We start from the raw sequence: 18829 nt of genomic DNA on the forward strand, positions 1-18829 counted from the left end.
CTATAGCTCAAGCGGAGAAATATTGCGATTAACTTTCAACAACTGGATTGAGAAAAGCTTCTAATTGCTTGAAATTAAATCCCATGGCGCGCAGAGCATGCCAAAGGTGCCCTTGAAGAAAGAAAAAGGCAAGGAAGAAGTGAGCATTTGCCAACCAAGCACGGGGAGTATGCTGCCCAAGGGGTAAATCGATGGTGTCCGCAAAGTAGGGAGCAATTCCCAGTTTCACTTCTAGGGGTGGTCCGTAAAACTCTACGGGATAGGCGAGGGTATTCACCGCACAAAAATAGGCCGCCACAAATCCCGCGAGGGCAATGCCGCCAAGGGAGTAGGAAAGGATCGCTTCAGCATTAAACATCAGCACTTTTCGCGCCCAAGTCAGCGGCGGCACAAGAATATGCCAAATGCCACCCGCAATGAGCAAGAGGGCAACATAGATATGCCCGCCCACGAGATCTTCCAAATTGTCAATAGTGGCAAAGTGGGTTTGATAGCCATAGATGACAAAGGGATCCAAGGTGGGCTGGGTGACAAGGCGTACCGTCTGCAAATTGGCATCGTACAACCCGCCCCAGATGGTTGCTTTGAGCACTAATAGCAAGGCACCAAACCCTAAAAAGAGCAAATGATGCCCCAAAATAATCCCCAGTTGTTTCGGATCGTCCCAGCGGAAATGGAAGCGCCGCGCCCGCCCTGTGGCGGTACTGAGATCGTGAGGGGCACGAAAGGTATGAAAGAGGGCACCCGCACCCAGCACGGCTGAGGAAATGAGATGCACGGCGCCAATGACAAAGTAGGGGTACAGATCCACAACTTTACCGCCCTCGCCAATGCCAAACCCTAAGGTCGCTAAATGGGGCAGCAAAATCAAGCCCTGTTCCCCCATGGGTAGATCGGGTTTGTATTGGGAGATTTCGTAGAGCGTAAAGGCACCCGCCCAAAAGACAGTTAGCGCTGCTTGCGCCACATGGGCAGCAATAAATAGACCCGACAGGTTCACGAATCGGGCATTGCCTGCCCACCAGTCGTACTTGACATTGGCTTGGCCATAGGTTTGTAAACCTGCACCTGTTGGTGGTGGTGTAGTCACAGAGGTTGGGGATTCACTGGCGATCGCCATACATTCCTCCTTCGATAAACGCATAATATCGACGCTGAACTTATTGAGGATAAATCTCAATAAAGCCTAGGCCTACTATAGCACCACTATTGAGAATTATTAGCATCTGGCAAGGATAAAATGTAAAGATATGTAACTCCCCTCCAGCGGCAATCTGTATCTCCGAGAACTTGAGCAAGATCAAGCCAAGGCAGTAGGGTAATAGCAATAGGCTGTTGGCGAGCAAGTATGGCCATTTTGCTTTATCACGACGACGTGGCAACGGCAGCAACGTTGGTCTCTATCTTGACCACTGCGGATCATCGGGTGGATGTCGTTGCTCGCTCTGAAGACCTCTGGGGACTATTGGCCAGTAGTCGCTATCACCTATTGATTGTGGATGAGTCCCATTTAGGCACGGCAGTTGAGGCCTTTTGCCAGCAGGTGCGCGATCGCGGGTTTCAAGAGCCAATTTTGATTCTTACCCGCAAGGATTGGCCAACCCAGCCAGAAACCCAAGTGATTTATTACCACTATCCCTGCTCCCCAGCAGCGCTCCTTGAAATCGTCCAGCAGCTCCTCAGCGCGATCGCCACCTCCAAGCCTGACAATCATAACGACTCAGGCCTGCCCCTTGTCCTGCACATTGATAACGACGCCGAGTTAGTTCGCTCCCTTGAGGAGCACTCCGTTGATGGTGGGTTCCGCTACGTCGCAATGGATAGCTGGCCGCTGGTCAACACCTTACTTGAGGAATGCTGGCCCAATGCTGTCATTCTCAATCCTGAAGTGATGCCTGATGAGGTAACCACCCGCGAGTTCTTGCAGCAGTTGCGGCAACATCGTCCCCCCATCCCCGCCCTAGTATTTACTGCCCGTGACACCTGGCGCGATCGCCTCGCCGCCATTCGCCTTGGCTCACGGATCACCTTGAGTAAGCCTGTTGATCTTGAGCGACTCTTGCAGACTCTCGAACAGTTACTGCAACCTCAAGAAATGACCTCCGCTAGTATCCTGACCGTGGATGATGACGCCGTCACCCTAGCCATCTTGAAACGGCTCTTGGAACCCTGGGGAATGAGTGTCACCTCCCTTCAGGATCCCGATCAATTTTGGGATGTCCTAGAGGCCACCAACCCCGAATTGGTCATTCTCGATGTCCAAATGCCCGGCATTAACGGCCTAGAACTCTGCCAAGTGGTGCGCAATGATCCTCACTGGAATCAGCTGCCAATTCTTTTTCTTACCGCAACCACTGATCCAGCCCTTGTCACCCAACTCTTTGCCGCTGGCGCCGATGATTTTGTTAGCAAGCCAATTGTCGGCCCTGAGCTAATGACGCGGATCATCAATCGCCTAGAGCGTACCCGCCTCCTGAAACGCTTGGCAGAGGTAGATCCCCTCACGGGATTGAGCAATCGTCGTAAAGCCACAGAAGAGATTGAACGCTTTTTGACCCTTGCCAACCGCCAACAGCAAACTCTTTGCATCGCCGTTTTGGATTTAGACCATTTCAAACGCATCAATGACACCTATGGTCACGACGTTGGCGATCAGGTATTGGTGACCACCGCTCGAATGTTGCGACAGTCCCTACGGATGGAAGATGTCGTGGCTCGCTGGGGTGGCGAAGAATTTTTAATTGCCCTCTATGATATTTCCCTTGATGTGGCCAAACACCGCCTTGCCATCTGTTTACAGCGATTGCGCAACCATACCTTCCACGCCCCCAACCATGACAGCTTCAAGGTGAGTTTTAGTGCCGGCATCAGTCAGTTTCCCACCCACGGGGAGACCTTACTACAACTGGTGAAGATAGCCGATGATGCCCTCTATGCCGCTAAGGCAGCGGGACGTTCTCAGATTGCCACGGCGCCAAAGGAGATGTCTCCAGAGCTGGCCAATGCTTCCCCCCAACAGGAATAAGCTATCCTATAGGAGCACCCTCATTCTTAGTAAGACTTGGCGTCAGCACCGTTAACTGCTCTGAATGTATGAACCTTGAGGCGTCCCCTGCGCAAAATGCCACAATTCTACTGGTAGATGATGACCCTAATCTTGTCCTCTTGGTCAAGGATTACCTTGAGATGCAGGGGTATCGTGTACTGACGGCAGCCCATGGCAACGAAGGTCTGGCAATTCTGCAGCAGCAGACGCCCGACTTAATTGTTTGTGATGTGATGATGCCCCAGATGGATGGCTATAGCTTTGTCAGTGCAGTGCGACAACAAACACACCTCAGTTGGTTACCGGTGCTCTTTCTCTCGGCCAAGGGGCAAACCCACGATCGCATCAAAGGGTTGCAAACCGGCGGTGATGTTTACCTAGTCAAGCCCTTCGAACCGGATGAACTCCTCGCCCAAATCCAAGCCCTCCTCAAACAAACGGCTCGCCTGCGGGAAGCGCAACGACTGCAATCCCCTCCTGCGCCTACACCACCCCCCGGTGTCGAACTCACTCCCACAGAAACCCGAATTCTCCAATACGTTGCCCGCGGAATGTTGAATCGTGAAATTGCGGCAGAACTACATGTCAGTCAGCGTACCGTAGAAAGCCATGTCAGCAATATTTTGGGTAAAACCGGCTGCCATAATCGCACTGAATTGGCTCGCTGGGCGATCGATTACCATTACGTGTAACATACTCTCGACGATCGCGGGGCTTCCCGCCTAGTCGCTAAACCCATATCACCGCTGCATGTGCTCTGCCAATAGGGCTTGGGCGCGGGGTTTATAGAGCAGATAGAAGAGTGCCTCCATATAGCGCATCATGTCTTCGCGGTTTTCTTGGGAAGAGAAGTTCCAGAAGCCGTAGATCTTGGCAAGGGAAAGCAGGCGTGTACAGTGAATTTTCCAAGTGTAGGTGCTATAGACCCGCTGGATACCCGCTTTGGAAATTCGTTGCCACTGCTGCGAATCGCGATCGCAAGCCTCTATAAAGCGGCGGATAGTCTCCGCCATTTCTTCTAGGTGGGTTGGGTTGATATAAAAACCATTCACCCCATCTTGGATAATTTCCAGAGGGCCACCAAAGCGGGTACCAAAGGTGGGCAGACCACTGATCATGGCTTCCAAAATCGTCAGGCCAAAAGCTTCAAACAACGCCGGCTGGACAAAAATCCCTTGGCGATCGGCAATGATGCGGTAAACTTCCCCCGAATCTGCTTTCGGTAAACGAATCCCTAGCCAGCGAATCTTACCGTGGAGATTGTACTCGTGGATGATTTGATAGAGCTTCTCAATTTCGGCGATTTCCTCGCGATCGCTGGAGTCTTCGGTACGCAATTTCCCTGCCACCAAAATTAAATTACACCGCTCTTGCAGTTCTTTGCTGCGGCCAAAGGCTTCTGCCAGTCCTGTGAGGTTTTTAATCCGATCCAGCCGTGCCATCGAAAAGAGAGGGCGTTTGTTCGGATTTTCTAAGTAACCATAGATCTGCTGCGGATCCTCAAGGGTAAAGAGCAGTTCCTCCAACCGCTGGCGATCGCCCTCTAGCCGCTCCGTATAGTGGTAGTAGGGAAAGTAAACCTGTTCATTCACCCCCGGTGGCACCACATTAAATTTCGGGCTAAAGAGTTCAATGCCGTTCACCACATGGTACAGGTCAGGCATCGTAAAGGATTGATAGGACTCGTACTGGCCAATGCTATCGGGCGTCCCCACAATCTCTTGGTAGGTACTACTGATGATGAAGTTGGCAGCATTCATGGCAATCAGATCCGCCGTAAATTGCATTGAGAAGTGATATTTATCCTCTAAGTCCTGCCAGTAGAGGTTACTAAAGAGGTACTTGGATTTCTCGAGGGCATGGGCAATGTTGCATTGGGTCACCTTCATTCGCCGCGCCAGCAAAAAAGCCACCAAGTTGCCATCGGAATAGTTACCAATAATTAAATCGGGCACATGGCCAAATTCCGCCCGCAACTCCCGCTCCGCGTCAATGGCAAAGGTTTCCAAATAGGGCCAGATTTCAAAGCGAGAAATCCAGTTTTGGGTCACCTTGGGATTAAATTCCCGAAACGGCACCCGCAGGATCCAGGCGTTGTTGGTGCCGTAGATTTTCTCTAGGCGTTGGTTGCACAGCGTCCCTTCGGCATTGGGAATCAGGCGGGTGAGCACAATAATTTTAGGTTGTGCCGCCAGTACCCCCAGCCCGGCCAGTTCTAAATCCTCCCGCATTTGTTTTTCAAGGCTTTTCACTTGATCGAGGATATAGACCACCTGCCCGCCGGTGTCGGGTCGCCCCAGCACCCCCTCTTGGCCAAACCAGCCGTGGGGAGAAATGAGGGCAATGCGAAAGAGCATCGGAATCCGCGAGACAAAGGCCTCTAGCACTTGGTGATCGGGCGAATCTAAGAGTTGATCTAAAATTTCTAGGGTGTCGCGTACCCGTGCCGCCGTATTGCCCCAACCCGGTTCAAAGCCCAGATTTTGGAGTTCAAAGCGAAACTCACTGTAGGCCTCGTCGGAGGCGCGATCGCTCAGTGCCACTAGGGCTTGTTTGACCTGTTCTGAGAGGTGTTGAGGAGAGCGAATCCGCTCATTGATCAGAAGTTGATAGCCGTTGTAGCGGTGAATTTGCAAAAAGTTAAAGAGGTTCTGCTGCCACTGGCGCGGGTCTTGGAAAAGCTTGCTGGATAAATAGCGATTGAGAAATTCCACCCCCTTACCGATATTCTTGGCATCACGGATAATTGGCGAGTAGTCATAGAAGGGCTGGACATCAATTTCAAAAACATCCCCCTCATTGGGATGGTACCGATTGACTAGGCGATCGCGCAGATCCAGTAGCTCTGGAATTGTCATCGGCACGATCGTCAAATCCTCCACCAGCAGCCGACACACCTCCTGCTGCGCAATCCGTGGCCGAATAATCCAACACAGACTTTCGTTGTCAACAATGATCTCTTGGGTATAGAACACCAGCTTGCTGAGGCGGGATTCGAAGGGTGTGGGGACAGGGCGATCGAGGTCGCGACAGTAATCTGCAAAGGCGCCCAAAATATCATTGCGCAGGAGATAGCGTTTTTCCCCTAGTTGCAGGATGCGTGAAAATTGGCGCAGATCGGCACGTTCATCACTTTCAACAACGGATTTGAGGAGCACAGAGGTCATCGGCAAACTCACAACACGGCTTTTACCTGAGACAGCACAGCGGCTCAAGTCGTTTCTATTCTAGGGTTCTCCCTGAATGGGGTCAATTTTGCGCCAAGGATCGCCGGATTTGGCCATAGTTCCAGAATCCAAACACTAACCACAGGCCTAACAGCCCGCCCGTGAGCGCCAGTACAGGCACCACCCCAAAATTACGGATCAGAATTGGTGCCGCCGCCGTAAATAACCCACCGCCGACAATCGGCTCAAAAAGAATCTGTTTGTAGGCAAAACTTTCCAAGGCGCCCGATTGGTTGTGGGGATCCACCATACGAATCAGCAATAGCCCAGTAGATGTCACCCCCATCGATTGCCCCATGTCGCCAATTCCCCGCTCAAACCAGAACATGGGCAAAATTCGCGGCGCTAAATAGAGCATGACAAAGAGATTCCAAGCAATTCCCCCCACACTCAAGAGGAGAAAGGGAATGAGATTTTCACCAATGGCGGCTAAAGAGAGGGTGGCCAAGGCGGTAATAATCGTCACATCCAAGGCGACACCGCCAATACGGTTAATCAGTGGCCGGCTAATCAGGTACTGTTTGCGCCAACGGGTCAGGATGAGCTGCACAATAATGCCACCGATCAGCGCCAAGGGAAATAGGGGCACATAGGCCATGAGCTTTAAACCCGTTTGTCCCCAAGTGAGACGCTCTAGGAGTCGCAGCGCTTCAAGAATCACCCAGCCCACAATAATCGCCAAACCCACAAAACAGAAATTTAATGACAAAGGATCAATGAGTAACTCCCGCAGCAGTTGTCGCCGCCGTTGCCGTGTTTCTAGGTCATCGTGGGGATGAGGGTCGAGATTCTCCGCGGTTTCAGAGTCCACCAAGGGTTTGATCTGCAAGCGCCCTGTGCGCCGTGCCCAGTTGATCAGTGCCACTCCAAAAACCACCCCAGAGACTAAGCCCACAGTGGCCAAGCCCAAGGCCATATCAGCCCCAGCGGTAAAGTTTAACTCCCTAAAGGTATCGGCCATGCCGGCGGCAGTCCCATGCCCTCCCTCAAAGGTGATCTCAATCAGGGCACCAGCAATTGGATCCATGCCAAATACAGGAGTGAGAACGAGCAACGTCAGCAGCAGCCCCACCACGTATTGCCCCCAAGCCAAAATCTGACCAAAGGCGACCTGCGGTGAAGCTTTCTGCCAAATTTCCCGAGGGCTAGGGATGATCTCCCCTAGAAATAGACAGGCAAAAACTATGTTGATGAAAATACTGGGAGACTGTTTCCAAACTTCGCGGATGTCTTCGGCAAAAAGACCGTTCCCTAAACCGGAGTTGGGAGCAATTTGACTGGCGATCGCCCCAAGGACACTAGGGCCAAGAATGAGTCCCAAAACGCCCGCAATGACTGAACTGGGCATATAGAGCGATCGCATCAGTGCCCAACGCTGCCGCACAATTCGCCCCAACAGCAGCAAAACACCAATAAAAATAAACGCCCAGAAAACTGTAATCAGCCTAAACATCTGCCATGCCAACTCTGAAGATTGTCGTGATCATAGAGCCTGCAACCGTAGGACTCAACCCCTCACAAGTTCGTGGCTGCGCAACCAATCCAAAAGCAACGCATTGACGCGATCGGGCTGCTCATCGTGGGGACAGTGCCCCGTGTGATCCAACTCCACCACCTGCATCCTTGGTTGTACCTGTTGAAACTGCTGGCTCAGCATTGGCGGGATGAAGCGATCCTGTCGTCCCCAAATCAGCAATAGGGGTTGGGGCACGCTCTTGAGCATTGTCTTGGCACTCGGCCCAAAGTCCGTGCGGCTCATGGCGCGAATGATTTGCCCAAAGGCGCGATCGCTATCACGGTCATAGGCAGGGGTGAGCAGGATGTCCAGCAATTCATCATCCACACAGTTGGGGTTGGCGTAGGCCAATTGTGCCCAACGCTTGACAATGAAGGGACGGCGAATCGTGTAAAAAAGGGTGCGCAGCAGCCAAGGAGCCGTAAAAATCTGTTCAATTCCGCTCACAAGGGGAGCGATCGCCCTCGGAATCAACTCCTCGCGCACCGCTGGATCCGGCAGACTTAGCATCACCACCCCCGCCGCCATCTGCGGATAGCGATAAGCACAGGTCAGGGCAATCAACGCCCCAATGGAGTTGCCAACAATCACCGCTGGCTGCCCGACAATCTTTTGCCAAAAGGCATGAACCTGAGCCGCCCAAAACTCAGCCCCATAGGCCGCAATGGGCTTTTCTGCTGCCCCCAATCCTATTAAATCGAGAGCATAGGTCGGCTGATAGTCTCCCAAAACCCGAAGATTGTATCGCCAATGCCGTAGAGACGCCCCAAAGCCGTGGAGCAAAATCACTGGAGATCTCCCCTTCTTCTCATCTACAGCAGCAGGCCACCAAAAGCTATAGCGACTCTGCCATCCTCGCCAGCACCACTCCCGCTCGACGCCATAACGATAGGGGTCTACCAGTTGTCTCATGCACCTATTCGTCCAATAATGACTTCTATCTTAGTTATGAAGTTTTGCAACAGGTTCATCCAACCCCAAAAAGGAGTTCCACATTGAGTCCATCACCGACAGTACAGACAAAGGATGCGATCGCCCCCCACGGCGGTATCCTCGTCAATCGGATTCTCTCCTCCGAACAAAAACAGGCGTGGCTCGCCCGTGCCGATCAATTGCCCCGCATTACCCTTGATGAGCGCGCTGTCTCCGATTTAGAACTCATCGCCATTGGTGGCTTTAGTCCTCTGACGGGGTTTATGGGACAGGCCGACTACGAGCGGGTCGTTGAAGAAATGTACCTTGCTAATGGTTTGCCTTGGTCAATTCCCATTACCCTCTCTGTCAGTGCGGAGGTGGCTGCTCGCCTAGAAATTGGCCAAACCATTCGCCTCGATAACGCAGCGGGTCAGTTTTTGGGTATTCTCGAACTCACCGAAAAATATACCTATGACAAACGCCGTGAGGCGCGCTGTGTCTATCGCACTGAAGATGACAAACACCCCGGTGTCAAGGTGGTCTATGAACAGGGAGAAGTCAACCTTGCAGGCCCGATTTGGCTCCTAGAGCGGCATCCCCATCCCCAATTTCCCAACTACTGCATTGATCCGGTGGATTCCCGTGCCCTCTTCCGTGAAAAAGGTTGGCGCACCATTGTGGGGTTCCAGACCCGCAATCCGATCCACCGCGCCCACGAATATATCCAAAAATGTGCCCTTGAAATCGTCGATGGTCTCTTTTTGCATCCCCTCGTAGGTGCCACCAAGGAGGATGACATTCCCGCCGATGTGCGGATGCGCTGCTATGAAATCATGCTCGAGCACTACTTCCCCAAAGATCGGGTGATTCTGGCCATTAATCCGGCAGCGATGCGCTATGCAGGGCCACGGGAAGCGATTTTCCATGCCCTCGTCCGTAAGAACTACGGCTGTACCCATTTCATTGTTGGTCGCGATCACGCGGGTGTGGGGGACTACTACGGCACCTACGATGCCCAACATATCTTCGATGAATTTGATCCAGCAGCCTTGGGGATTATTCCCTTGAAATTTGAGCATGCCTTCTACTGCACCCGCACCCAGTCTATGGCCACCAGTAAAACCAGTCCCAGCAAACCCGAAGAGCGCATTCACCTCTCAGGGACAAAGGTACGGGAAATGCTGCGCCGGGGCGAATTGCCACCTCCAGAGTTTTCGCGTCCAGAAGTAGCAGCAGAACTGGCACGCGCCATGCGACAACCGCAACTCACGCCATAGCCTAAACATAAAACGAGGGGGTCAAGCTGATGGCAGCAAGACCCCTAACGAAGTTAGCAATGACGAAGTAACTCAACAACTAACGTGGACAAAACGTGGTTTTAGCTGGCGATCAAAACCCCCACTAGGCGATCTCAACCGATCAAGCTTGGAGCATGGACACTAGGTAATGGATTGCTGTCAACGTTGACGACCTTGGATACTAGGAGGTTACCTAGCTTTGCCTTAACTCCCATGGACGACAGGATGGGGACTTCGGCAGTAACCACACAAACGATAAGGCTGGATAAAGCGAGAGGACAACTATACAACGGTGAAGCTCAAAGGATTGGTTTTGATATTACTCGCAAGACAGGAGTGAGATTTATCTTGGAGTAACTTTGCTTTATCCCGAACTCAAGGACTGGGAGGCACAAGCCTTAAGTTCACTCTTATCGTTAACCTTTCTTTCTGTGCCTACTTTTAAGTTAGCATAGGCTTTTGGGAATGCTCAAATGTTAACGGGAAATTCAATATCTGAAATATTCCTTAACTGATTCTGAAATATGCCGTTAGATTCAGTGGTTGCAACCTTTTGGTGGTACCCTTAGCGCTGAGCGTTATTTCTAGGTTTTAACAGTTTGGGCGATCGCCCCAAGCTCATAAAAAACTGCACCAGCCCCATGATTGCCGCTATGGCGGAGCTGATGCGGAAGGAATACCAGTTATTTTTACCTGTAAAGTCTCTACAGGGATTCTGCTTGCGGAAGACAGTAACTAACTCTTACGGGAGGGTGTTCCCGTGAAGGGCTGTGCTCCTGTGGAAGGATAGTGATCATTGCGAGGGGTGAAGATGCGCCCAAATGCCTCCATCAAAAAGACCATCATACTTTGCAGTTTCTCACGTAGTGCTTTTAACATAGGTCAACTCCTAAAGAAAGCGATTTAGGCTTCAGCCTTTGGCTTAATGATTGAACACCGCAGGAAAAACTTGAAACTTGCTCTACCGGAGCAACGGAATCGGACTTTGCCTCAAGATCATTAGGTACAGCCCTTTTCACATGAATGGAACACACTCAAAACAACTAAGGCTCCTATAGAGGAGGTTCATTTCCCCTTATGCAGCCCGTACTTAGAAAAGGGCTGTAAAGGCTGTACTTTTAGTATAAAAAATCAGACCAGTGACCTGAGGGAGTTTGAGACAATTTTTTATATGCTGAATAAGAAAGTTATTCATTTGTGAAATTTTGCTCTGAATGAGATCACACCCATGACATTTATTCCCCCTCTTTCTGAGCTTTCGCTGCGGGCACAGGTGGCGCAGATGGTGGTTGTACGAGCCAGTGGCTACCTCTACGACAGCCAGATTCAGTATCCCGCTTGGGAGCCGCCCCAAAACACCTTAAAACACTGGATTAAAGACTGGGGAGTTGGTGGGGTGATTCTCTTGGGGGGCAGTGCCGTCGAAGTGGCAGAACGCTGTTGCCAGCTCCAATCTTGGGCAACGATCCCACTGCTGTTGGCTGCTGACATTGAGGAGGGGGTTGGTCAACGCTTCAGTGGTGCCACACAATTTCCCCCGCCAGCAGCTTTAGGTGCCATTGCCCAAAAGAACCGCGAACGGGCAGTTGACCTTGCAAAGGAAATGGGGGCATACACCGCAGCCGAAGCTTTAGCCATTGGCTTGAATTGGGTTCTCGCCCCGGTGGTGGACGTGAATAATAATCCGGCGAACCCAGTGATTAATGTCCGTGCCTTTGGCGAGGAGCCAGACATTGTGAGTGCCCTTGCGACCGCGTTTATTCAAGGGGCACGGGCCTATCCAGTGCTCACAACGGCAAAGCATTTTCCCGGCCATGGGGATACAGCCACGGATTCGCATTTGGAACTGCCCGTGATTCCCCACGATCGCGATCGCCTGCAAGCTATTGAATGGCCGCCCTTTATTGCTGCCATTGCTGCCGGGGTGGATACCGTCATGAGCGCCCATGTCCACCTACCCGCCTTGGATGCCGAGCGACCCGCCACCCTGTCTCCCCCGATTCTCACGGGAATCCTGCGCCAAGAGATGGGGTTTAAGGGTCTAATTGTAACCGATGCCTTGGTCATGGGGGCGATCGCCAACACCTACGGTACCGCCGAAGCTGCCGTCAAAGCCGTAGAAGCAGGTGCCGATATTCTGCTCATGCCCTTGGATCCGCCGGCAGCCATTGAAGCGGTGGTTGCCGCCGTTGAGTCAGGGCGGATTCCTCCTGAGCGCATTCAGGCCGCTGTAGCCCGCATTCAAGCCGCGAAGGCTCGCCTTCAGCCTCTAGCATTACAGTTGGACTATTTCCAAACGACACCAGCCGTTGAGGTGGCCACCACCATTGCCCAAGACAGTCTCGAGCGGGCTGGCCAAGCCTTGCAACCTGTGCCCTTAGGGGTGAATTGTCTGATCGTGGATGATACTCTGCACGCTAGCTTTTTGAACCGTACTTGTCCCGCATTGACACTGCCCCCCACTTGGGGCTTTGACCAACGGGTGGTGATTGATCAGCAAACGCCCCTCACCATGATTGAGGGCTTCCCCAAGGCACCGACCTTAGTGCAGGTGTTTAGTCGTGGCAATCCCTTCCGAGGCAAAGCGGGTTTAAGTGCGCCAGCGATCGCCACCCTCGAACGACTGCAAGCCCAAAATCAACTGGCGGGTCTGGTGGTCTATGGCAGTCCCTACGCCTACCGCGAAATTGCCCAGCATCTGCACTCCGATGTGCCCCGCGTTTTTAGCTATGGGCACTACAGCATCGCCCAAGGTCTGACCCTAGCGTCCTTGCTAAAGGTTTCTTGATCTTTTGCGAGGGAATCGATAGGGAACCCCTATACTCTCTGTACGTCCCTAGAGATACCCCCATAGAGCTTGGTCTTTCATCACCATGATTAAGTTTCCCACTGCGGTTGGCTTGGCAACGCTCTACACAGTCACCACAACGCTGGCGATCGCCCCCATGAGTTTCGCCGCCCCCCAGTCTTGGCTCGATCAACCGCCGCGCAACTGGAATCCCAACCTTCCTATCCTAGAGATTCCCCCACGGGGCAATCCTGATCCCAGTGAGTTGAACCGCTGTCGCAGCACCCTACGTTCTCCCCAATCCATGGCCGATCGCCTGATCCAACAGCGAGGCTGGTATCTCGTGGGCACCCCCATTCGCCATCAGAATGTGGAAATTATTCTTGGCAATAGTCGCTTTGATGGCATGTGTCGCCCGATGGGGTATCAGGCCTTTGTTTTTTCCGGAGGACGTTACTTGGGAACGCTATCGCCGAATCTCATGGATTCCCGCGCTGATGGCTCATTCCTAGGCGAGGTCAAGTTCCAAAACGATGGCACCTTCACCGCAGACTTTGCCCGCTACACGCCCAATGATCCCCTCTGTTGCCCCAGTCGCATCAGTACTGTCACCTATCGCCTCGAAGGGGGACTCCTACCCCTGCCGCGCTTGGTGCCTGTGGCGGTTTCCACACAAGCAACAGCAAATAACCCTCCCTCCCAACCCCCAGAACTGAGCCTCAGCGGTCAACGCTGGCGTCTCAGACGCATTGGCAATCAAGCCGTACCAGTGGATACCGCCTTTATTGAGTTTGATAGTGCTAACCGCCGTGCCAATGGTTTTACGGGCTGTAATAGCTTTAATGGTGGCTACACCGCCAACGGCCCGCGGCTGCTTTTTGCCCCCTTAGCCACCACCCAACGCCTCTGCGGCCAAGAACCCCTTCAGAGTGTGGAAACCCAGATGCTACAGGGGCTAAGTCGCACCAATCGCTACCGCGTTCAAGGAAATACGCTGCAACTCTTTGAGGGCAATCGCCTGCTATTAACCTTTGAAGCGGGTGCGACGGAAAGTCCCCTCAGTGGCCGCTGGCAACTGCAGCGCCTAGCCAATATGCCGATGCCACCGCGCAATCCCATGAATACGGCGTTTATTGAGTTTGATAGCAATGCCCAGCGAGCAACGGGCTTTAGTGGCTGCAATAACTTTAACGGTGGTTACAGCGTCAATGGCCAGCAATTGCGGTTTTCGGCAGTGGCGACAACGCGGCGCGCCTGTATTGGCCAACGGGCACAAAGGATGGAGATGTCGTTTTTACAGACCCTTGAGCAAACGAACCGCTACCGCATTGAGGGAAATACATTGACGTTCTATGATGGCGATCGCCCCCTTGCGATGTTTCAGCGAACACCCTAGGGAAGATCTGCAATCTTAGTGACTCTTCATGACCGAGAAACCTCGTCCCCGCAAAAAAAACCGACCGACCGCGACCCGCCCTCCTCGCCCCCAGCGACGCACCCCAGCTCAACCAATTCGGAAAGCACCCCCAACTGCCGAGGATGTCCCCGAACTCCTCTATGGTCGCCATGCCGTGCTCTCAGCCCTTGAAAGTGGCCGTCCCTGCAACCGTATTTGGGTGATTCCCTCGCTGCGCTATGATCCACGCTTTCATCAACGCTTGAATGAAGCTAAACAGCAAGGAGCGATCATTGATACTGTAACCCCCGAACGCCTCGATCAACTGTGCCAAGGGGGGCGCCATCAGGGGATTGCCCTTCAGGTGGCTGCCTATCACTACTGGTCTCTTGAGGATCTCTTGGCCAAGGCCGCAACCGTGAATCAACCCGTTCTTCTAGCGGCAGATGGCATTATGGATCCGCAAAATCTCGGTGCCATGATCCGCACCGCAGAAGCACTGGGCATGCAAGGAATGATTATTCCTCAACGGCGAGCCGTGGGCATTACTGCAACAGTGGCCAAAGCCGCTGCAGGGGCGCTGGAGTATTTACCGGTGGCACGGGTGATTAACCTCAATCAAGCCCTTGAAACCCTGAAGGCGGCGGGCTATTGGATCTATGGCCTCTCGGAACGTGGCGCGGTGCCCCTACCGAAAATTACCTTCGATCGCCCCACGGTCGTTGTCGTTGGCAGTGAAGGGGAAGGGATTAGCCTACAAACCCAAAAACACTGCGATGAGATTGTCGCTATTCCCCTAGCGGGGCGCACCAATAGCCTCAATGCATCAGTGGCAGTCGGTATTGCCCTCTACGAGATCAGTTGTCAGCGATCGCCCGCTTGGGATTTGACCCAAGCATCAGAGGCCTAGGAAACCGCTACCACAGACCGCAGGGCAAAAATTTTATTGAGAACCGCCTCGACCACCTTGTCGGGAGTGGAGGCACCGGACGTAATGCCAATGGTGATTGGGCGATCGGGCAGCCAGTTCTCGGTAACGGTGAGAGCGTGATGCAGCGGTTTGTGTTCAATGCGATTCCCCGGCCCAATGCGATCGGCAGAATCAATGTGGTAGGAAGGAATCCCATGTTCAATGGCAATTTCTTGAAGGTGGGTGGTATTCGAGGAGTTGTAGCCACCGATTACCACCATCAGATCTAAGGGTTCCTTGACCAAGTTCAGCATCGCATCTTGGCGTTCTTGGGTGGCATCGCAGATGGTATTGAAGCTCATGAAGTGCTCATTGAGGCGATCGGGACCATACTTTTGGATCATCGTGCGTTCAAAGAGTTTGCCAATTTGTTCGGTTTCCCCCTTGAGCATCGTTGTTTGATTGGCAATGCCGACCCGCACCAGATCGCGATCGGGGTCAAAGCCCGCAGAACAGGCCTTGGCAAACTTGGCCATGAAGGCCTCGCGATCGCCCCCTTTGAGGATGTAATCGCAGACATAGCGGGCTTCTTCGAGGTTGAGCACAATCAAATAGGTGCCCGCAAAGGAACTGGTGGCGATCGTTTCTTCGTGGTTGTACTTACCGTGAATGATCGAGGTGAAATTGACCTTTTTGTGCTTTTCAACACTGTGCCACACCTTCGACACCCACGGGCAAGTGGTATCGACAATCGTGCAGCCCCGCTCATTCAGCAGTTGCATTTCTTGGACACTGGCACCAAAAGCGGGCAAAATCACCACATCCCCTTGGCGCACCTCACTAAAGTCCTTTGCCCCATTGACCACCGGAATAAATTCCACGGCCATTTGCCGCAGGCGCTCATTCACCGAGGGATTGTGGATAATTTCATTCGTGATCCAGATGCGCTCCGTGGGAAAGTGGGTGCGGGTTTCATAGGCCAAGGCAACGGCACGTTCTACCCCCCAACAAAAGCCAAAGGCCTCCGCCAAGCGAATCGTTATATCCCCCTGTTGCCAGCGATAGCCATTGGCGCGGATTTGTTGAATCAGCGAACTTTGATACTCCCCTTGCAGCTGCTGGTTTACTTCCTCACCGTGACCAAAGCCTTTGCGGTGGTAGTTTTCGGAACTGTGTAGCGATCGCTTGAATGCGCGGGTATCCATTGGTTTTCCTCTGAAGCAATCTGTATGGTATTTTGACACACTCTATAGCGCAATCATGGGGCTAACTCCCCGTTGTGCCAACTCCTGTACCGTTTCTCGCGCCCAGCGATCGGCGGCCAAAATGTCCTCTAGGGTAGGGTTGTTAATGTTTTGGGCAGAGTAGCGATCGCAGGTCATCTCAATCAGGCGGGGAATCTCAAGGAACGAAATCGCCTCGGCAATAAAGAGCGCCACCGCCTGTTCATTGGCAGCATTCAGGACTGCCGGCATGGCTCCCCCAGCGCGACCCGCCGCATAGGCCAGCCCCATACAGGGATACTTTTGGTGATCCGGCGATCGAAAGGTTAAATCCCCCGCCTTCACCAGATCCAGTGCCGACCAATTCGTGGGAATTCGCTCTGGCCACGAGAGGGCATACAACAGCGGCAACCGCATATCTGGCCAGCCCAACTGCGCCAGCACGGAGGTATCCTGCAACTCAATCAGCGAGTGGATAATGCTTTGGGGATGGATCACAATCTCGATATTGTCGTAGTCCATGCCAAAGAGGTAGTGGGCTTCAATCACCTCTAGGCCTTTATTCATCAGGGTTGCCGAGTCCACAGTAATTTTGGGTCCCATTGACCAGTTGGGGTGTTTGAGGGCATCGGCCACCGTCACTTGCGAGAGTTTCTCCACCGGCCAATCACGAAAAGCGCCTCCGGAAGCAGTGAGAATAATTTTCCGCAGTCCTCCCTCGGGTACCCCCTGCAAACACTGAAAAATCGCCGAGTGCTCAGAATCAGCGGGCAAGAGCTTGACACCGTACTCCTGAAGCAGCGGCAAAACCACGGGCGCACCGGCAATCAGCGTTTCCTTATTGGCCAAGGCAATATCTTTACCCGCTTTAATGGCGGCGATCGTCGGCACCAGACCGGCACAACCAACAATGCCGGTGACCACAACATCGGCATCCCCATAGGCCGCTACCGTCGCAATACCGCATTCCCCCGCCACCAGTTGTGGTTTTTGGGGCAGATCGGCCAGTGCCGCCTCTAACTCTGGCAGTTGCTTGGCATCGGCAATACTGACAATCTCCGGCTGAAATTGGCGAATTTGCGGAATCAGTCGCTCCAAGTTGCGCCCGGCAGCAAGGCCAACAATACGAAAGCGATCGGGATATTGGGCAACAATGTCAAGGGTTTGGGTACCAATGGAGCCAGTGGAGCCAAGGAGGGTGAGTGCCTTCACAGTTTTTGGGGGAGGGTCAGTGGACACCTTAATATCTACCGCAGGAGGGGACACAAGGCAAACCCATACCTATTCCGTTGAGAATAGCAAGAGGCGTTTCTCTAGTCTTTCCCAGTCATGGTGTTACCCCTTTTCCAACTGGTGCAGCAACTAAATCATAAAAAGGCCGAATTTCTCAGCTATGACACCGCCCTAGCTCAGGTGCGACAGGCCTATCAACAGGCTCTCAAGACATGGCAGCAGCAAACCATTGCCGACATCACCGCTGCCATTGATCCGCAGATCCCAGATTGGGGGGCACGTCCTATTGAACCATGGCATCAGGGGTGGCGCATTCCCTTGGGGGTACAGTGGCCCCATCGTCAGGCGGCGCGGGAGTGGGCAATGACTCAACTCATGGATGTCACCACTGTGGCGGTGGATGGTTCCCAGATTGTGCCCAGTGAAGAGCTATTTTTGCCCGTGGGTGTGGTACAGGCGGGGTGGTTTCTCAATCCCCATCGGCGCGATCGCCCCTACGCCAAGGAAATTGTCCTTGAACTAATTACACCAGCGGAACTGCGCCAAGCGGAAGAACAGTTGCGACAGCCGCAAATTTATCGCTTCCACGAACGCTATATCCACCTGCGCCGCTTTGAACTGGAACTAAAAACCCTTCGGGAGCGCATGGCCGAGGTAACCGCACCCGCGTTGCTATTGTTTGATGGCTCCTTTGTGGCCACGTTTGCCGAGTCCTATGCCCCCGAGTGGCAGAGGCGATATGTGGCGGCACTGTGCCAAACCCTTGCCGCGAGCCGGCAACACCAGATTCCCTTGGTGGCCTATATTGATAGCTCTCAGGCACGGGATTTGGTGACCCTTTTAGGACATCTGGAGCAGCTGGCGCCGAGTCCCCACCTCTCGGATGCCCAACTGTTGAGCACGGTGTTGACCCAATGGGGCGATCGCTCCCCTGTGTTTATCTGCGATCGCGGCGGCATCCTTGAAAATTACGGTGCTTGGGCCAAGGGCATTGGCTTTTGCTACCTCAAGGCCCATCAAGGCTATCCCGTGCGCCTCGAACTCCCTCTCTGGCTCTACGAAGCGGGCTTACTGGATCAGGTGATTCGCTGGCTCTGCGGGGAGCTGATTACCGGTCAAGGCTATCCCTATGCCCTTGAAGCTGCCGATCAATTGGCCGTTCTCCAAGGGAGCGATCGCCAAGCCTTCCTCAAGCAATTGCAAGTCTGGGCAGAGGGCGTCGGCATGGAACTGCGCTTTAGTCGCAAATGGGTGAGTAAGCAGCAGCGGCGTTAGCT

14 protein-coding genes are annotated in these 18829 nt (G+C 53.2%); 7 read left to right on the plus strand and 7 right to left on the minus strand.

The annotated features are described in order from the left end of the window. Window positions 1-28: 28 nt before the first annotated feature. On the minus strand, window positions 29-1120 hold the full coding sequence (locus RHJ02_RS01900; protein ID WP_206201572.1) for a chlorophyll a/b binding light-harvesting protein: 1092 nt from the start codon (window positions 1118-1120) through the stop codon (window positions 29-31). A 228-nt stretch (window positions 1121-1348) separates the two neighbouring features. Here RHJ02_RS01900 and RHJ02_RS01905 point away from each other — a divergent pair, with 228 nt between their 5' ends. Beyond that, entirely contained in the window at window positions 1349-3025 is a 1677-nt protein-coding gene (locus RHJ02_RS01905; protein ID WP_206200834.1) for a diguanylate cyclase, read from the plus strand. 68 nt (window positions 3026-3093) lie between these two features. Further along, on the plus strand, window positions 3094-3738 hold the full coding sequence (locus RHJ02_RS01910) for a response regulator transcription factor (RefSeq protein ID WP_310800397.1): 645 nt from the start codon (window positions 3094-3096) through the stop codon (window positions 3736-3738). A 48-nt stretch (window positions 3739-3786) separates the two neighbouring features. Here RHJ02_RS01910 and RHJ02_RS01915 read toward each other — a convergent pair whose 3' ends face one another. From RHJ02_RS01915 to RHJ02_RS01925, 3 genes are all read right to left on the minus strand, one after another. Then, window positions 3787-6213, minus strand: a complete 2427-nt coding sequence (locus RHJ02_RS01915; RefSeq protein WP_206200836.1) for a sucrose synthase — start codon at window positions 6211-6213, stop codon at window positions 3787-3789. 82 nt (window positions 6214-6295) lie between these two features. Next, complete coding sequence (locus RHJ02_RS01920; protein WP_206200837.1) at window positions 6296-7726, minus strand: sodium/glutamate symporter; 1431 nt, start codon at window positions 7724-7726, stop codon at window positions 6296-6298. A gap of 54 nt (window positions 7727-7780) precedes the next feature. Further along, on the minus strand, window positions 7781-8701 hold the full coding sequence (locus RHJ02_RS01925; RefSeq protein WP_206200838.1) for an alpha/beta fold hydrolase: 921 nt from the start codon (window positions 8699-8701) through the stop codon (window positions 7781-7783). Window positions 8702-8784: 83 nt separating this feature from the next. On the opposite strand from RHJ02_RS01925, the gene sat reads away from it, so the two are divergent. Further along, a complete protein-coding gene (gene sat / locus RHJ02_RS01930) occupies window positions 8785-9981 on the plus strand; it encodes a sulfate adenylyltransferase (RefSeq protein ID WP_302678705.1) in 1197 nt (398 codons plus the stop codon). Between the two features lie 756 nt (window positions 9982-10737). Here sat and RHJ02_RS01935 read toward each other — a convergent pair. Further along, a complete protein-coding gene (locus tag RHJ02_RS01935; RefSeq protein WP_181495457.1) occupies window positions 10738-10881 on the minus strand; it encodes a hypothetical protein in 144 nt (47 codons plus the stop codon). Between the two features lie 349 nt (window positions 10882-11230). Between RHJ02_RS01935 and RHJ02_RS01940 the strand changes: the two genes are divergently transcribed. From RHJ02_RS01940 to rlmB, 3 genes are all read left to right on the plus strand, one after another. Next, complete coding sequence (locus RHJ02_RS01940) at window positions 11231-12790, plus strand: glycoside hydrolase family 3 N-terminal domain-containing protein (RefSeq protein ID WP_310800398.1); 1560 nt, start codon at window positions 11231-11233, stop codon at window positions 12788-12790. 85 nt (window positions 12791-12875) lie between these two features. Continuing rightward, on the plus strand, window positions 12876-14186 hold the full coding sequence (locus tag RHJ02_RS01945) for an META domain-containing protein (RefSeq protein ID WP_206200841.1): 1311 nt from the start codon (window positions 12876-12878) through the stop codon (window positions 14184-14186). A 28-nt stretch (window positions 14187-14214) separates the two neighbouring features. Next, window positions 14215-15096: a 23S rRNA (guanosine(2251)-2'-O)-methyltransferase RlmB gene (gene rlmB, locus RHJ02_RS01950; protein ID WP_310743293.1), complete on the plus strand. Its 882-nt coding sequence runs from the start codon at window positions 14215-14217 to the stop codon at window positions 15094-15096. On the opposite strand, the gene RHJ02_RS01955 is transcribed toward rlmB, so the two are convergent. Then, complete coding sequence (locus tag RHJ02_RS01955; protein ID WP_310800399.1) at window positions 15093-16301, minus strand: 4-hydroxy-3-methylbut-2-enyl diphosphate reductase; 1209 nt, start codon at window positions 16299-16301, stop codon at window positions 15093-15095. The two genes, rlmB and RHJ02_RS01955, sit on opposite strands and share 4 nt — an antisense overlap. A gap of 42 nt (window positions 16302-16343) precedes the next feature. After that, window positions 16344-17531 carry a 1-deoxy-D-xylulose-5-phosphate reductoisomerase gene (locus tag RHJ02_RS01960; protein ID WP_310800571.1) on the minus strand — a complete coding sequence of 396 codons (1188 nt, stop codon included), beginning with the start codon at window positions 17529-17531 and terminating at the stop codon, window positions 16344-16346. Between the two features lie 117 nt (window positions 17532-17648). Here RHJ02_RS01960 and RHJ02_RS01965 point away from each other — a divergent pair, with 117 nt between their 5' ends. Beyond that, the gene (locus RHJ02_RS01965) at window positions 17649-18827 is read left to right on the plus strand and encodes a DNA double-strand break repair nuclease NurA (protein ID WP_206200844.1); all 1179 of its coding nucleotides are present in this window, start codon (window positions 17649-17651) and stop codon (window positions 18825-18827) included. The last annotated feature ends 2 nt before the right edge of the window (window positions 18828-18829 follow it).

The organism is Thermosynechococcus sp. TG215, assembly GCF_031583455.1.
In the GTDB taxonomy this organism is placed as follows: Bacteria; Cyanobacteriota; Cyanobacteriia; order Thermosynechococcales; family Thermosynechococcaceae; genus Thermosynechococcus.

What these genes read in the sequence shown, in the direction of transcription:
- RHJ02_RS01900 (WP_206201572.1), bottom strand. Translation starts at nt 1,120, where the DNA reads ATGGCGATCGCCAGTGAATCCCCAACCTCTGTGACTACACCACCACCA.
- RHJ02_RS01905 (WP_206200834.1), top strand. Translation starts at nt 1,349, where the DNA reads ATGGCCATTTTGCTTTATCACGACGACGTGGCAACGGCAGCAACGTTG.
- RHJ02_RS01910 (WP_310800397.1), top strand. Translation starts at nt 3,094, where the DNA reads ATGAACCTTGAGGCGTCCCCTGCGCAAAATGCCACAATTCTACTGGTA.
- RHJ02_RS01915 (WP_206200836.1), bottom strand. Translation starts at nt 6,213, where the DNA reads ATGACCTCTGTGCTCCTCAAATCCGTTGTTGAAAGTGATGAACGTGCC.
- RHJ02_RS01920 (WP_206200837.1), bottom strand. Translation starts at nt 7,726, where the DNA reads ATGTTTAGGCTGATTACAGTTTTCTGGGCGTTTATTTTTATTGGTGTT.
- RHJ02_RS01925 (WP_206200838.1), bottom strand. Translation starts at nt 8,701, where the DNA reads ATGAGACAACTGGTAGACCCCTATCGTTATGGCGTCGAGCGGGAGTGG.
- RHJ02_RS01935 (WP_181495457.1), bottom strand. Translation starts at nt 10,881, where the DNA reads ATGTTAAAAGCACTACGTGAGAAACTGCAAAGTATGATGGTCTTTTTG.
- RHJ02_RS01940 (WP_310800398.1), top strand. Translation starts at nt 11,231, where the DNA reads ATGACATTTATTCCCCCTCTTTCTGAGCTTTCGCTGCGGGCACAGGTG.
- RHJ02_RS01945 (WP_206200841.1), top strand. Translation starts at nt 12,876, where the DNA reads ATGATTAAGTTTCCCACTGCGGTTGGCTTGGCAACGCTCTACACAGTC.
- rlmB (WP_310743293.1), top strand. Translation starts at nt 14,215, where the DNA reads ATGACCGAGAAACCTCGTCCCCGCAAAAAAAACCGACCGACCGCGACC.
- RHJ02_RS01955 (WP_310800399.1), bottom strand. Translation starts at nt 16,301, where the DNA reads ATGGATACCCGCGCATTCAAGCGATCGCTACACAGTTCCGAAAACTAC.
- RHJ02_RS01965 (WP_206200844.1), top strand. Translation starts at nt 17,649, where the DNA reads ATGGTGTTACCCCTTTTCCAACTGGTGCAGCAACTAAATCATAAAAAG.